Source organism: Rhodococcus sp. NPDC019647, from assembly GCF_044389235.1.
Taxonomy (GTDB): domain Bacteria; phylum Actinomycetota; class Actinomycetes; order Mycobacteriales; family Mycobacteriaceae; genus Rhodococcus_F; species Rhodococcus_F oxybenzonivorans.
The window spans coordinates 24,784-38,712 of record NZ_JBIRXS010000029.1 but is presented as its reverse complement, the minus strand read 5'-3'; the positions used below and the strand labels follow the sequence as shown (position 1 = coordinate 38,712).

At 66.5% G+C, this 13,929-nt stretch carries 19 protein-coding genes; 5 read left to right on the top strand and 14 right to left on the bottom strand.

The window, feature by feature from the left end:
• Nucleotides 1–6: 6 nt before the first annotated feature.
• The 6 genes from ACH49N_RS32050 to ACH49N_RS32025 are packed head-to-tail and all read right to left on the bottom strand — an operon-like array spanning nt 7 to nt 5,143.
• A complete protein-coding gene (locus ACH49N_RS32050) occupies nt 7–2,100 on the bottom strand; it encodes a xanthine dehydrogenase family protein molybdopterin-binding subunit (protein ID WP_358276667.1) in 2,094 nt (697 codons plus the stop codon).
• Entirely contained in the window at nt 2,100–3,089 is a 990-nt protein-coding gene (locus tag ACH49N_RS32045; RefSeq protein ID WP_358276666.1) for a xanthine dehydrogenase family protein subunit M, read from the bottom strand. The genes ACH49N_RS32050 and ACH49N_RS32045 overlap by 1 nt, the downstream gene beginning before the upstream one ends.
• The gene (locus ACH49N_RS32040; protein ID WP_358276665.1) at nt 3,086–3,622 is read right to left on the bottom strand and encodes a 2Fe-2S iron-sulfur cluster-binding protein; all 537 of its coding nucleotides are present in this window, start codon (nt 3,620–3,622) and stop codon (nt 3,086–3,088) included. The genes ACH49N_RS32045 and ACH49N_RS32040 overlap by 4 nt, the downstream gene beginning before the upstream one ends.
• 46 nt (nt 3,623–3,668) lie before the next feature.
• A complete protein-coding gene (gene phoU, locus ACH49N_RS32035) occupies nt 3,669–4,319 on the bottom strand; it encodes a phosphate signaling complex protein PhoU (protein WP_109329850.1) in 651 nt (216 codons plus the stop codon).
• A gap of 39 nt (nt 4,320–4,358) precedes the next feature.
• A complete protein-coding gene (locus ACH49N_RS32030; RefSeq protein WP_159922312.1) occupies nt 4,359–4,628 on the bottom strand; it encodes a DUF4235 domain-containing protein in 270 nt (89 codons plus the stop codon).
• Between the two features lie 53 nt (nt 4,629–4,681).
• Nucleotides 4,682–5,143, bottom strand: coding sequence for an SRPBCC family protein (locus ACH49N_RS32025; protein ID WP_159922314.1), 462 nt, complete (start codon nt 5,141–5,143; stop codon nt 4,682–4,684).
• A 135-nt stretch (nt 5,144–5,278) separates the two neighbouring features.
• Between ACH49N_RS32025 and ACH49N_RS32020 the strand changes: the two genes are divergently transcribed.
• From ACH49N_RS32020 to ACH49N_RS32010, 3 genes are read left to right on the top strand one after another with little or no spacing between them, the layout of a single operon-like run.
• The gene (locus ACH49N_RS32020) at nt 5,279–6,601 is read left to right on the top strand and encodes an NAD(P)/FAD-dependent oxidoreductase (protein ID WP_358276664.1); all 1,323 of its coding nucleotides are present in this window, start codon (nt 5,279–5,281) and stop codon (nt 6,599–6,601) included.
• A 45-nt stretch (nt 6,602–6,646) separates the two neighbouring features.
• A complete protein-coding gene (locus tag ACH49N_RS32015) occupies nt 6,647–6,970 on the top strand; it encodes a GNAT family N-acetyltransferase (RefSeq protein ID WP_159922318.1) in 324 nt (107 codons plus the stop codon).
• Nucleotides 6,963–7,187 carry a hypothetical protein gene (locus tag ACH49N_RS32010; protein WP_109329860.1) on the top strand — a complete coding sequence of 75 codons (225 nt, stop codon included), beginning with the start codon at nt 6,963–6,965 and terminating at the stop codon, nt 7,185–7,187. The genes ACH49N_RS32015 and ACH49N_RS32010 overlap by 8 nt, the downstream gene beginning before the upstream one ends.
• A gap of 47 nt (nt 7,188–7,234) precedes the next feature.
• Here ACH49N_RS32010 and ACH49N_RS32005 read toward each other — a convergent pair whose 3' ends face one another.
• A complete protein-coding gene (locus tag ACH49N_RS32005) occupies nt 7,235–7,927 on the bottom strand; it encodes an HAD family hydrolase (protein ID WP_358276663.1) in 693 nt (230 codons plus the stop codon).
• Between the two features lie 117 nt (nt 7,928–8,044).
• On the opposite strand from ACH49N_RS32005, the gene ACH49N_RS32000 reads away from it, so the two are divergent.
• A complete protein-coding gene (locus tag ACH49N_RS32000; RefSeq protein ID WP_159927192.1) occupies nt 8,045–8,509 on the top strand; it encodes an SRPBCC family protein in 465 nt (154 codons plus the stop codon).
• 83 nt (nt 8,510–8,592) lie between these two features.
• Here the strand turns inward: ACH49N_RS32000 and ACH49N_RS31995 are convergent, their stop codons facing one another.
• The 5 genes from ACH49N_RS31995 to ACH49N_RS31975 form a co-directional block, all read right to left on the bottom strand.
• On the bottom strand, nt 8,593–8,862 hold the full coding sequence (locus tag ACH49N_RS31995; RefSeq protein WP_358276662.1) for a hypothetical protein: 270 nt from the start codon (nt 8,860–8,862) through the stop codon (nt 8,593–8,595).
• A gap of 22 nt (nt 8,863–8,884) precedes the next feature.
• Nucleotides 8,885–9,163: a hypothetical protein gene (locus ACH49N_RS31990; RefSeq protein WP_358276661.1), complete on the bottom strand. Its 279-nt coding sequence runs from the start codon at nt 9,161–9,163 to the stop codon at nt 8,885–8,887.
• Nucleotides 9,164–9,180: 17 nt separating this feature from the next.
• Nucleotides 9,181–9,642 (bottom strand): DUF6098 family protein, encoded by a 462-nt coding sequence (locus tag ACH49N_RS31985; RefSeq protein ID WP_358276682.1) that lies wholly within the window; start codon nt 9,640–9,642, stop codon nt 9,181–9,183.
• 62 nt (nt 9,643–9,704) lie between these two features.
• Nucleotides 9,705–9,947 carry an acyl carrier protein gene (locus ACH49N_RS31980; RefSeq protein ID WP_159922324.1) on the bottom strand — a complete coding sequence of 81 codons (243 nt, stop codon included), beginning with the start codon at nt 9,945–9,947 and terminating at the stop codon, nt 9,705–9,707.
• A gap of 77 nt (nt 9,948–10,024) precedes the next feature.
• Nucleotides 10,025–10,468 carry a DUF4383 domain-containing protein gene (locus ACH49N_RS31975; RefSeq protein ID WP_159927194.1) on the bottom strand — a complete coding sequence of 148 codons (444 nt, stop codon included), beginning with the start codon at nt 10,466–10,468 and terminating at the stop codon, nt 10,025–10,027.
• A 238-nt stretch (nt 10,469–10,706) separates the two neighbouring features.
• On the opposite strand from ACH49N_RS31975, the gene ctaD reads away from it, so the two are divergent.
• A complete protein-coding gene (gene ctaD / locus ACH49N_RS31970; RefSeq protein WP_358276660.1) occupies nt 10,707–12,470 on the top strand; it encodes a cytochrome c oxidase subunit I in 1,764 nt (587 codons plus the stop codon).
• 32 nt (nt 12,471–12,502) lie between these two features.
• Here the strand turns inward: ctaD and ACH49N_RS31965 are convergent, their stop codons facing one another.
• Together ACH49N_RS31965 and ACH49N_RS31960 are read right to left on the bottom strand one after the other, a co-directional pair.
• Nucleotides 12,503–13,309, bottom strand: a complete 807-nt coding sequence (locus ACH49N_RS31965; RefSeq protein ID WP_358276659.1) for an MBL fold metallo-hydrolase — start codon at nt 13,307–13,309, stop codon at nt 12,503–12,505.
• A 13-nt stretch (nt 13,310–13,322) separates the two neighbouring features.
• Complete coding sequence (locus tag ACH49N_RS31960; RefSeq protein WP_358276658.1) at nt 13,323–13,751, bottom strand: STAS domain-containing protein; 429 nt, start codon at nt 13,749–13,751, stop codon at nt 13,323–13,325.
• Between the last annotated feature and the right edge of the window lie 178 nt (nt 13,752–13,929).

The window sequence follows — 13,929 nt, the reverse complement described above, 5'->3', positions numbered from 1 at the left end:
CCGCGGTCAGTCGTGCAACAGATCGTCGAGGTGGATCGGTACCGCCCTGACCCGGATCCCGGTGGCGCTGCGCACCGCGTTCGCCACGGCAGCGGCGGCACCGACGATCCCGATCTCCCCGGCGCCTTTCGAGCCGATCGGATTGGCGTGCTCGTCGACATCTTCGAGGCAGACGGCGTCGAGGTAGCGGATGTCGGCGTGCGCGGCGATGTGGTAGCTCGCGAGGTCGTGGTTGACGATGTGGCCGAAACGGGGATCCCCGACGCTTTCCTCGTGCAGGGCCATCGACACTCCCATCGTCATGCCGCCGATGAGTTGGGAGCGGACCGTCCGCGCATTGACGACCCGTCCGATGGCGAACACACCGAGCATCCGCTCCACCCGAATCTCACAGGTGTCGCGATGGACGTGCGCCTCCACGAAATGAGCGCCGAACGAATGGAGTGCGAACTTTTCGGCGTCGGGGTTACCCGGTGTCTCCGCACTCGCTTCCGCCCCCGGGTGCGGCGCCGTGCCGTGTGTGTCGCGGAACGCCCGGGCCGCGGCGATGACGGCACTGCCCCAGGAACTGATACCTGTGGAACCTCCGGCCACCGTGGCGGACGGTAGGTCGCTGTCGCCGATCTCCAGGTCGATCGCGTCGAGAGGACAGCCGAGGGCATCGGCCGCGATCTGGGTGAGGGCGGTCCATGTTCCGGTGCCGATGTCGACGGACCCGATCTGCACCCGGTACCTGTCGCCCTCGTAGCGAATGCGCGCAACCGACCCAGGTGACGTGTTCGCCGGGTAGGTCGCGGCGGCCACTCCGTACCCGACCGACCAGTCCGAGCCGGAGCGAATCCCGGCCTTGGTGTCCCGGTCGGCCCAGCCGAAACGGTCGGCGCCTTCGCGGAGGCAATCGACGAGGCGCCGGCCCGACCACGGGTGACCGGACTCCGGGTCGGTGGCCGGTTCGTTTCTGATGCGCAGTTCGATCGGGTCGATGCCGCACACCTCGGCGAGTTCGTCCATCGCCACTTCCGCCGCGAACATTCCGGGGGTCTCGCCCGGGGCCCGCATCCAGGACGGCGCGGGCACGTCGAGGGCGACGAGGCGATGTGAGGTGTACCGGGCGGGGGAGGAATACATCATCCGCGACGGCACCGCCGCCTGCTCGGCGAATTCCTTGATCCTGGCGGACTGGGTGAGCACCTCGTGGGAGACGGCGGTCAGGTGACCGTCGGTGTCCGCGCCGAGCCGGATGTGCTGCAGCGTCGGGGCCCGGTAGGCGGACAGCGCGAACATCTGCTGCCGGGTGACCGCGAACTTGACCGGCCGGCCGGGTACCCTCTGCGCCGCCATCGTCACCAGCACGTTGTGCGCGTGAGGCAACCCCTTCGATCCGAAGCCGCCACCGACGTGTGGTGCGATGACCCGGATGTCCTCCGGTTCGAGACCGAACGTCGGCGCCAACGTCTTCCGGACCGAATGAACGCCCTGCGTCGAATCGTGCAGTGTCAGGACGGGGCCCGGTCCGCCCGGCCGCCACTGGGCGATCGTGGTGTGCGGCTCCATCGGATTGTTGTGCTCCATGGCCGTGGAGTACACCTGGTCGACCGTCCGTGGGGCGGCGGTCAACGCCGCCTCCACATCACCGCTTCGCGTGTCGGTGGGAAAACCGGCATTCACTGTTTCCGGGGCGTAGAAGTCGCTCCGGTCGGCGCGGAAGTCGGTGTCGTGGTCACGCACGTCGTACTCGACTCGGATCAGGTCGGCAGCCTGCCGGGCAGCTTCGGGCGACTCCGCGACCACCGCGCCGAGGAACTGGCCCCGGAAGTGGACCTCGGGGTCCTGCAGGATCGCGAGTTCGCCGTCGGAGGTGTCCGCGAGCCGCGGCGCATCGAACACCGTCAGTATGGTGACCACCCCGTCCACGGCCTGCGCGTCCCCTGCATCCATGGCGGTGACCTTCCCGCGGGCGATGCTCGACAGGAAGGGATGCAGATACGTCGGATCCGGCACTGCGTGCTCGAAGGCGTACCGCGTTGCACCGGTCACCTTGTCGTGACCATCGAGGCGCTCGGTGGGCGTCCCGACGACCCTCGGTTCGAACAACGCCATCAGCGTGCCTCCTCGGTGAGGGAACGGAGCGTCGCGGACAGTACGCGTCTGGTGAGGGTCACCTTGAACTCGTTACCCGGCAGAGGGCTCACCGTGGACAGTTCGGCGTCGGCCGCCGCCGCGAAAGTCTGCTCCGTGGGTGGGGAACCGTTCAGCACCTCTTCGGCTCGCTCCGCACGCCACGGTCGGTGCGCCACCCCGCCGAGTGCGATCCGCGCGGAACCGATGCGGTCGTTCTCGATCGTCAGTTCCGCCGCCACGGACACGAGTGCGAACGCGAACGACGCCCGGTCACGCACCTTGCGGTACGCCGACCGGCTTGCCGGCACCGGCGGTGGAAGCTCCACCGCGGTGACGAGTTCACCGTGCGTGAGCTCGGTGTCCCGGTCGGGGCTGTCCCCAGGGAGCCGATAGAACTCGGCCAGGGGAATGCGCCGGTCGCCGTCGACACTCCGCACGACCACCACTGCGTCGAGCGCCGTCATCGCGACGGCCATGTCGGACGGATGCACGGCCACGCAGTGCTCGGAGGCACCGAGGATGGCGGAGTAGCGGGCATACCCTCCGAGAGCAGAGCAGCCGGTACCCGGTGCCCGTTTGTTGCACGGTGTCGTCATGTCCTGGAAGTACACGCACCGAGTGCGCTGGAGAAGGTTGCCCGCGGTGGTGGCGAGATTGCGGAGCTGACCCGACGCGCCGGACAGCAGTGCCCTCGACAGCATCGGGTACCGGGAACGGACGAGTTCGTGCGCGGCCAGATCGCTGTTGCGGACGGTGGCACCGATCCGGAGTCCGCCGTCCGGGAGTTCGTCCACGTCGCCGAGGGGAAGCGAACTGACATCCACCAGTCGACCCGGCTGCGCCACACCGAGTTTCATATGATCCACGAGGTTGGTCCCCCCGGCCAGGAAGCGCGCGTCGGGGTCCGCGGTGACGGTGGCGACGGCTCCGTCGACGTCGGTGGCCCGTTCGTAGTCGAACGGGATCATGCCTCTGCCGCCTGACGAATCGCGGCCAGAATATTCGTGTACGCGCCGCAGCGGCACAGGTTCCCGCTCATCCGTTCACGGATCTCGTCGTCGGTCAGCTCGGGCGGCGCGGTGAGATCCTCGGTGACGTTGCTCGGGTGCTGCGCCCAGAACTCGTCGAGCATTCCGACGGCAGAGCAGACCTGACCGGGTGTGCAGTAGCCGCACTGCAGCCCGTCCTGCTCGACGAATGCCTGCTGCATCGCGTGCAGCTCGTCGCCGTCGGCCAGGCCGCTCGCCGTGGTGATGCGGGCACCGTCGTGGGCGACGGCGAAGGTCAGGCAGGTGGTGGCCCGCCGACCGTCCAGTAGCACGGTGCACGAACCGCATTGGCCGTGATCGCATCCCTTCTTGGGTGCCGTCACACCCAGATGCTCCCGCAGGGCGTCCAGCAACGTCGTCCGCGTGTCGACCTCGAGGGTGCGATGCTCGCCGTCGACGTCGAAGGCGATCTTCGCGTGCCGTGCGCCCCGCGGACCGGAAGGGAGATTCATGTGTTGAGGCGTACCCATGAGCCCAGATTCCGAACCGCATCTGCCGCTAGCCCTGGTCGGGGAGGACTCCGGTCTCGAGGAAGATCACCCGCCTGCCGATTTCGACGGTGTGATCGCAGAACCTTTCGTAGAACCGGCCGAGGAGGGTGATGTCGACCGCAGCCTTGACACCGTGCGGCCAGTCCTCGGCCTGCGTGATCGCGAAGAGTCCGCGATGCAGGTCGTCCATCGTGTCGTCGGCGGTCAACAAACCCCTGGCGCGCTCGGGGTCGCGGTGCTGCAGGACCTGCTCGGTTTCCTCGGCCTGGGCCACCGCGACCGCACCCATCCGGGTGAACACCTCGAGCACCTCGTCCGGGACGACATGCTCCGGATGCCGTCGGCGGACGATCTTCGCGATGTGCACCGCGAGGCCACCCATCCGATGCAGGTCGGCGGAGATGTGGAGACCGCCCACCATGAATCGGAGGTCGTGAGCGACCGGTGCCTGCAACGCCAGCAGTGAGAACGCGCGCTGTTCCCAGCGGGACGCGGCTGCGTCGAGCTCGCCGCTCACGTCGATGACGTGCTCGGCGAGCCCCAGGTCCGCCTGCAGCAACGCACCACTGGCCTCCCGCATCGCCGTCACGGTGAGCCGGCACATAGCAGCCAGGTCACCGGCGAGACTGTCGATGTTCTCCGCGAATCGTGTGCGCATCGGGTCAGCCTAGGTGTGTTCTGTAGCAATTGCGTTGCACTAGCGGGGGTCCGCGTGCGCGAGCTTGCGGTATCCCCGCGCCCCTGCGCGGTCGACCGCAGCTCGGACCAGACCGAAAATCGTGCCCTGCACGGCGGCGGCGATGAATACCTCGCGATCGGTGCGGGAGAGATCCTTCGGGTCCGGCGCCTCCGGTTCACCCGCCACGCGCTTCCACACCTGGCCGAACACCGCCCCCGCCAGTATTCCGCCGCCGACACTCGCGGCGAGGGCCAGTGGTTTGTACATCACTTTCGATACGGCACTCATGTTCTCGTCCTTTGCGGCGTCGTCGCGGGTCGCGGTAGTCGGTGATCTGGTCTTCAGGGGCCGGGGCGATCGACCTCACCGCGCCATGCATCGGTCTCGGTGCCACGGGACTCGATGAACTCCTTGAACCGGGCCATGTCGCCTTTCACTCTCTTGCCCAGCACGCCCAGCTTGTCGGCCACGTTCTCGACGAACCCGTCGGGGTCGACGTCCATCTGCGCCGTCACGCGTGTCTTGTCGTCGTCCAGACGGTGAAAGGTGATCACCCCGGCGTGATGGGGGCCGTCATCGGACTTCCATGCCACCCGTTCGTCGGGGTGCTGCTCGGTGATGGTGGCATCGAATTCGCGTTTCACCCCGGCGATCGACACGACCCAATGGACGTGTGTCGGATCGATCTGACGGATTTCGTCGACACCCTCCATGAATCGAGGGAATTCTTCGAACTGCGTCCACTGGTTGTATGCCGTGGTCACTGGAACGGACACGTCCACGGCCTCGGTGATGGTGCTCATTTCGTCTCCTGTCGGTCGGTGTCGCGGTGAACGCGTACCCCGAGGGGGCCCGGGTCAATCCGGCGAGGAGGACCGGGCCCGCACGGACCGGCGGCTCGTGTTTCAGAATTCCCCGGGTGGGGCAATGCCCCCTATATGGCCAACGAATCAACTGGAGGGCCGCCGCGGATCGTCGTGGTGGGAAGCGGCTTCGCCGGATTCGAATGTGCGCGGCGACTTCGGCGCTCACTGCGCGGCACCGGCGCCCGCATCATCATGGTCTCGCCCAACGACTACATGCTCTACACCCCGTTGCTGCCCGAGGTGGCGGGCGGCATTCTGGACGCCCGGTTCGTCACCATCGCACTGTCGGACGCGCTCCCCGGCGTCGAACTCGTCCGGGGCGCTGTCGATTCCATCGACCTCGACAATCGCACCGTGCACGTCACCGATTGCGAGGCGGGTGCGGAGGTGCTGTCGTGGGACCGGCTGGTGTTCACGCCCGGCTCGGTGACGCGACTGTTCGACATCCCGGGCCTCCTCGACCACGGCCGGGGACTGAAAACGCCCGCGGAGGCGCTGTACTTCCGTGACCAGCTCCTCACCCAACTCGAAATGGCCAGCCGCGACACCGATCCGCGGGACGCGCGAGCGCGGCGGACATTCGTCGTGGTGGGCGCGTCCTACGCCGGGACGGAGTTGATTGCCCAACTGCGCGCTCTGGCCGACAGCGCGGCCGCCCGCCAGGGCCTCGACCCGACCGCGGTCCGGTTCGTGCTCCTGGACGCCGCCGACAAGGTGATGCCGGAAGTGGGGGAGAAGCTCGGTGCCCAGGTGCTCGACGTGCTGCGGTCGCGCGGTATCGAGGTGCGGCTCGAGACGACGCTGACCGAGCTCACCGAGAACAGCGTGACACTGAGCGACGGCACGGTGCTCCCCACCCGCACGGTCGCGTGGGTGACCGGAGTGACCGCGAATCCTCTCGTCGACTCGCTCGGCCTGCCCACCGAGAAGGGCAGGCTGAAGGTCGCCGCGGACCTGTCCGTCGAGGGACACCCCGGGGTCTTCGCCGGCGGGGACGCCGCGGCAGTCCCGGATCCGCGCCACCAGGGGTCGATCACACCACCGACGGCGCAACATGCGGTCCGTCAAGGGCGCACACTCGCCCGCAACGTCGCGGCCAGCCTCGGGGTCGGCGACGCGAAACCCTATGCGCACCGCGACATGGGCCTGGTGGTCGATCTGGGACCGGGCTTCGCAGTGGCCAACCCGCTTGGCATCCCGCTGTCGGGACTGCCCGCGAAGATGGTGACCAGGCTGTATCACCTCTTCGCCATGCCCTCGCCGGTCAACCGGTGGGCAGTCGGCCTCGCCTATCTCACCGACCTGCTGTTCCCTCGCCCGTTGGTGTCGATCGGCTTGGCCACCGAATCCCAGGCGCAGTTCGCGGCCAGCCAGGGCATCGGTGCGCGGAACTGACCGCGGCGCCGGGTACAGAAGGGTTGTCGAAGAGGAAGGAATGCGATGGCATCGCAGGTGCAGGACAATCCGCAGCGGAACCGTTATGAACTGATCGCGGACGGTGACGTTGCCGGGTTCATCGACTATTCGGCGGGCGACGGTGTGCTCACCCTGACCCACACAGAGGTGGGTGACGCGTTCGAGGGCAAGGGGTACGCGGGCCGGCTTGTGGAGGACACACTCGACGACGCCCGGAGCCGTGGGCTGGGAGTCCTTCCCGAATGCACATACGTGCAGCAGTGGATTCGCAAACATCCGGACTACCGGACTGTGGTGCCGGAAAACGATCGGGGCCGGTTCGACCTGGAACGGAGTGACGATGAGTGAGGACAAGAGAACATTCGTGGCACGGCGCCTCGACGAGGTGATCCACGAGTGGGAGGCCGACGCCCCGCCCGGTTCGGGCACCGGTCAGGCGGACGGGCCGCTGGTGACGGCGCAGCGCCATCGCGCCGAAGTAGACACCGCGACCGACGAACGCGTCGACGAGATCGCCGCCTCGTACCCGGATATCGCCGCGGCCTGGTCCTCGCACCGGGACTGATCGCCGGCGCAGACGGGCGCCGCGGCACGTAGCGGCGACGGCGGAGGTCACCGCTTGAAAAGACTTGCGAGCGCACTCGATTCGAGTCCGTCCGCAAGGGCTTGCGCGTCGTCGTACACTTCTTTCGCGCCGGCGTCGAGCAATTCCCCGCGAGAGATGCCGCCACTGAGCAGACCGATGAAGGGCACCCCGGCCTCGGTGGCCGCCTCGGCGTCCCATACGGCGTCCCCCACCATCACCGCGGTGTCGGGTGATGTGGACGATCGCTCCAGTGCGGTCTTCACCACCTCGGGATCCGGTTTCGCCTGTCCGACATCGCCCGAGGACGTCGTGTGCGCGATGCAGGAATCCACGTCCAGAACCGCACGAAGCACCGAGAGTTCGTCCTCGGGTGCGGAGGTCGCCAACACCACCTGCACGCCGCGACGGTGCAACTCGCGGATCAGCTCACGGGCACCGGGGAGTGGCCGCATACTCGGCTGCAGATCCAGGTAGTACTGCTTGTGCAGCTCCTTCGCCCGATCACCCACCTCGCCGGCGGCGTCGCCCAGCAAGGTGTCGAGCAGCAACTGCGAGTCCAAGCCGATGGCGCGGTGTATCCGCCATGCGTCGATGTGATGCCCGACTTCGGCGAACGCACGTTGCCACGCATCGACGTGGAGGTAATTCGAATCCACCAGCGTGCCGTCGACGTCGAACAACGCCGCCGTGGTGCCGGACCCTGACCCGGGATCTGCCACGATGAACCTCCTCGAAAACCGACACGTGTGGTCGAGCAAACCACACGGGTACGATCGCGGCCAGCCGTAGCCCGGGTGGTTTCGCGGGCGGCGGCCCCGGGTATGCGGCTGTCACCGATGCACCAGCGCGAGGGAGTGATCGTCATCAAGGCTCAATGGGATACAACAGCTTCGGTGTCTGCCGTCTGGTCCGTCCTCGCCAATGGGTGGTTGTATCCGTCCTGGGTGGTGGGTGCGTCTCGCATGCGCGCCGTCAACGCGGAGTGGCCCGCCGTGGGCAGTCAGCTGCACCATTCGGTGGGCGTCTGGCCGGTACTCATCAACGACTCGACGGAAGTCCTGGAAGTCGACGAGGAGCGAGAGCTTCGGCTGCTGGCCCGGGCCACGCCCGCGACGAAAGCCGTCGTGCACCTCCAGCTCGAGCCGAGAGGCTCCGGCTGCCACCTCGAGATGGACGAGAAGGTGGCGACGCCACCGCTGAAGTGGATCCCGCGGTCGGTGCAGGACGTGGCCGTCTATCCCCGCAACCGCGAATGTCTGCGCCGGCTCGCCTTTCTGGCCGAGCAGACGTCCACCCCTTGACAAACCCGCCGCCGACTGCACGACACCCCCGGACTGCCCCCATGAACCGCGGACAACGGTAGGGGCAGCGGAGAGGCCCACTCTCAACGCGGGACGAGTTCGAAGAATGCGCCGTCCTCGCCGGCGTCGGCATCGCGGTAGCGGAAGGCGAGTGCGAACCGGTCGAACGCGGAGAACCAGTCGTCCCACGAGATGCGTTCTAGGGCTTCCTCGGAAGCGCCGCCGGCGAAATCGAGTCGAAGTAGGACGGTCTCCGGGGAGCTGGCGTTGCCGACTCTGGCCGGAGCCCCGTCGTGTCGGTCCACCCACCGCCGGATCTCGGTGTGGTCCGTGGTGGTTCGGGTGTCGGTCACGGCGTTCCGGTTCCGGCCGACATCACCGCGACACCAGCTTGAAGAAGGTGCTGTCCTCGCCGCTGGCCTTGTGCGCCTGGTACAGGAATGCCAGGGACGAGTCCTCGAATTTGTCGAACCAGGTGTCCCAGTCGATGTGTTCGAGCGCATCTTCTCCTGCGCCACCGGGGAAGTCGATGCGGAGCACTCCCGCGGCGTCACCTTCCTCGGTTCCCCGGACGGTCGCCGGAACGCCGTCGTGCTCCTCCACCCAGGTGCGTATCTCGTCGTGATCTGTCGTCGTATGAGTTTCGGATGCCATCGCAGTCTCCTCTGATGTCAGGCGGTCGAATCTTGGCCCACGTCGAAGCGCTCCCGGTAGCGGTGCGCTGCTTCGTCGAGAACCGAATGGCTCAGTCGGGCGAGAGGCCGGATATCCGTCAGCAGCGGTTCGTGATCCGGGCCCCGCCCGACGACTCGGCCTTTGAGTAACCAGGCGAAGCGGCCCTCCTGCTGAGACAGTTCGGCGTACTTGCGGATCCGTCTCGCAACCCAGTCCTCGACCGGCCGGTGCCACCACGGCTCGGGGGAGATGGTGGTCACCGACAAGCCGGGCAGGGTGAGTTCGGCCTCGTAATCCTTGCTGGGACCCTCCACCGCGTCGGCCCTGGGCCCCTTGGAGTGACGCAGGTAGACCTCGGAGTCGGAGGCGACGATGTCGGTCAGCGCTTCGAGGCTGTCGATCACCGGAAGATCTTCGTCGCCCACCGGGCGGCTGTGATGATCCGAAGAGCGGATCATCGGCTTCGCCGGTTCGGTATCCCCACTCGGCATGTGCGCGTCGATCATGTACTCACCAACGTTCAGCTCATTGCAGGGCCGGCGTCCGACGATCCGGTCATGTCCTTGAGGAACTCGTGGCAGCGGCGTGCGCGGTCGGAATCTTCCGCCATCACCTGCTCGAAGAACGACGCGATGTCGTCGCGGCCGGCGTTCTTGGCGTCCCGCACATATTGCCCGTAGTCGTGACCGGCCTTGAGCGAATGGTATTGGACGGATACCAGGTCGTAGCTGACGTCGTCGAATCCGGTTTCTCCGGTAGCCATGATGTTCTCCTTTGTTCTCGTTGAAGTCCCGCCGCCCGGTGTGGCGGCGGGCGATCGAGGGATAACTCGGGGCTGGGTTACCGCGGGGGGACCGCGGTGGTGTGTCCGGTCGACCTCAGCCGGGGAAGCAGGAGGCCGAGCGCGATCATGCCGACACCCAGCGCGAAGTGCAGCCAGTTGTCCGCAGTGTTCACGGGGACGAAGTTGGCCGCGCTGTCCTGGTCGATGAGGAGTCCGTAAATCCACAGGACCAGGTAGATCGCGCCGCCGCCGACGAGGAAGGCCTTCGCCGTGTTGGCGGCGCGCGCCATGACAATGCCTGCGACGCCGAACAGGATGTGCACGATGTTGTGCAGAATCGACACCTCGAAGATGCCCAGCAGCATGGCGTGCGACTCGTGCCCGGCGACGGCCATCATGTCGTAGTCGGTGGTCACGCCCGGGATGAACCCGAGAATGCCCACCAAGAGGAATACCGCTCCGACCACCAGCGCCGCAATCTGTACGGGTGTGGCGGTCATCGAGCTTCGGGTTGAGGTCGGTCGTGTCATCGCCCTACTCCTTCGGGTGCGTTACCGGTAGTTCGCGGTCTACCCGCCGTGTACCTCGCCGCCATCACCTCAAACAGGGAATTCCGAATGTTTTTGTCGCGTCTTCCTCGCACGCCGGGAGGGGTGGCCGCCGCCGACCGCAATTCCTGCAGACCTGGGAGGATGGGGTTTACGCTGTAGTCCAATAGTGTCGACCGTGGAGTTGGACATGACGGCAACTGGTGTGCGCCCGATCGAAGCCCGCAGGCCCTATCCGCCGCGTTATCGCCGCAAAGGGTCGTTCATCTACGACATGATCTCGACGACGGACCCGAAGACGCTGGGTTTGATGTATCTGGTCACCGCCTTCGGGTTCTTCCTCGCCGGCGGATTGATGGCGATGCTGATTCGCGCCGAGCTTGCGGTGCCCGGCCTGCAGTTCTTGTCGAACGAGCAGTACAACCAGCTGTTCACCATGCACGGCACGATCATGCTGTTGCTGTACGCCACCCCGATCGTCTTCGGCTTCGCCAATTACATCCTGCCGCTGCAGATCGGTGCCCCCGATGTGGCCTTTCCCCGGCTGAATGCCTTCTCGTACTGGGCCTTCCTCTTCGGCGGCCTCATCGCCTTCGCGGGGTTCATCACCCCCGGTGGCGCCGCGGACTTCGGCTGGACCGCGTATTCGCCGTTGACCTCCGCCATACACTCTCCCGGGCTCGGGGCGGACCTGTGGATCATGGGCCTCGCGCTGTCCGGGCTCGGCACCATCCTCGGTGGCGTCAACATGATCACCACGGTGATCTGCCTACGATGCCCCGGAATGACCATGTTCCGCATGCCGATCTTCACCTGGAACATCTTCATCACCAGCATCCTTGTGCTGCTTGCGTTCCCGATCCTCACCGCCGCACTCATGGGGCTGGCCGCAGACCGGCACCTCGGAGCCCACGTCTTCGACCCGGCCACGGGCGGCACGATCTTGTGGCAGCACCTGTTCTGGTTCTTCGGGCACCCCGAGGTGTACATCGTCGCGTTGCCGTTCTTCGGCATCGTGACCGAAATTTTCCCCGTCTTCAGCCGCAAGCCGATCTTCGGGTACAACGGCCTGGTCTTCGCAACCATGGCCATCGCGGCCCTGTCGATCGCGGTGTGGGCGCACCACATGTACGCCACCGGCGCGGTGCTGCTGCCGTTCTTCGCGTTCATGACCTTCCTGATCGCGGTGCCCACCGGGGTGAAGTTCTTCAACTGGATCGGCACCATGTGGAAGGGGCAGTTGACCTTCGAGTCGCCGATGCTCTTTGCCGTCGGGTTCATCATCACGTTCCTCTTCGGTGGTCTCACCGGCGTCATCCTGGCCAGCCCCCCGCTCGACTTCCACGTCACCGACAGCTACTTCGTGGTCGCCCACTTCCATTACGTGCTGTTCGGCACCATCGTGTTCGCCACCTACGCGGGCATCTACTTCTGGTTCCCGAAGATGACCGGGCGGATGATGGACGAACGCCTCGGCAAGTGGCACTTCTGGACCACGTTCATCGGCTTCCACGGAACCTTCCTCGTGCAGCACTGGCTGGGAGCCGAGGGTATGCCGCGCCGGTACGCCGACTACCTGCCGCCGGACGGGTTCACCACGCTGAACACGATTTCCACGGTCTTCGCTTTCGTCCTGGGCATCTCCACGCTTCCGTTCCTGTGGAACGTCTTCAAAAGCTACCGGTACGGCGAGGTCGTCACCGTCGACGACCCGTGGGGTTACGGCAACTCGCTCGAGTGGGCCACCACCTGCCCGCCGCCGCGGCACAACTTCATCGAGATTCCGCGGGTGCGCTCCGAGCGTCCAGCGTTCGAGCTGCACTACCCGCACATGGTCGAGACGATGCGGGCCGAAGCGCACATCGGCCCGGGTGGCCACAAGCAGACGGCCGTCGACGTCGAAGACACCGCCCAGCGTTCGGAGGAGCCGGGAGGACCGGCAGGGGACCGGTGAGGCTCCCCGGTGTCGAGGGCGAGGGAGGGCGATCAGATGGTCACGGTCTCGCCGCGGTCGACGTAGACGACGCGCTCGGCCAGCGAACGTTTCTCCATCTCGACCCGAAAGTCTCCCAGGGCCGAGGCGAACACGGTGTAGTCGTCGAAGTGGACGGGTACTACCCGGGGAAGATCGAGTAGCTCGACCGTGTCTGCGCCCTGCTGCGCGTCCATCGTCACCGTGAGCCCGAACGGTAGCCGGCGTCCGGCCGGCAGACGGGTACCACCGAGGTGCAGCACGCCGCCGTCGACGGGAGGAAATCGCTTTGGAATCTCCTGCAGTTCCTGCACGAACAGGGTGTCCCCGGAGACGTAGAGGCGACGTTCGACCGAACCCGAACGCGGGCCGAACTCCAGCATCGTCCCCATCACGGGTGGAAGCAGACCATGCGTCCACCCGGGCGCGTGGCGGCCGGGCAGGGACGTCACCGTCACGTGCACGTCGTCCTTCGAGATGGTGGTCGATTGCCACGTCTGCAGCCCGGAGGCCTGAGAGAACCCGCGGCGCACCAGTCGCTTCACGGCGTGGGGTGTGGTGAGGACCGGGAGGTCGTGGTCGAGGTCTTTCTGGGCGGTGCGGTCCCAATGGTCGCCGTGCATGTGGGACAGGACGATCACATCGAGGGGCGGTAACTCGTCGATCCGCAGGGCCGGGTCCTTCAGGCGCCGCGACACCAGGCCGTAACCGAGATAGGCGTGCTGGCCGCGGTGCAGAAAATTGGGGTCGGTGAGCACGGTGATCGGGCCATAGCCGAGGAGAACGGTTGCGTTCCCCACGAAGGTCAGCGAGACAGTCATCACTGATCGGTCGTCATGCGTGCCCGCGAGCATCTATCCAGTCGAGAGCCTTGCGTACGGAGTCGCAGGTGGGGATCTTCGTGTCGAGTCCGGTTGCCTGAATGGGACGCAGCACCGCCCGGTTGCCAGCAAGCGCCCAGGTCATGTGCCGCTGCCGTGCGGACTCTGCGAACGTCGAGAGCACCGACAGCGCTGAGGTTCCGACGAAGTCGACGCCGGTCATGTCGATGACGAGCGCGGCGTCGTCCTGCGCGAGGTCGGCCAGCGCCAACGCGAACGACGGTGCGGCAAGCACGTCGATGTCACCCGAAATTCGGCCGATCGTGGCGCCCCCGGGCGCGGCCGCTTCGACCGCGACACCGATTTCGTGGTCGTGCGCGAGGCGCGATCCCCGGTCGCAGTGCGGTGCGGCCACGGCGCTGACGCTGCGTGAAGATTTCATGACCCTCCGATCGCATGCAATCTGTGGGCGTCCGTGCGCGTCGGTTCATTTCGCGGCGTGGACACACCAAGCGCAAGCGTCGGTGGCCCGATGCCACGTACAGGGCGCACAACCTCCGTCCATTGCGCATCCTGCGGCGTCCGGACTACGTGCGGCTGTGTTCTCAACCACGCGCGAT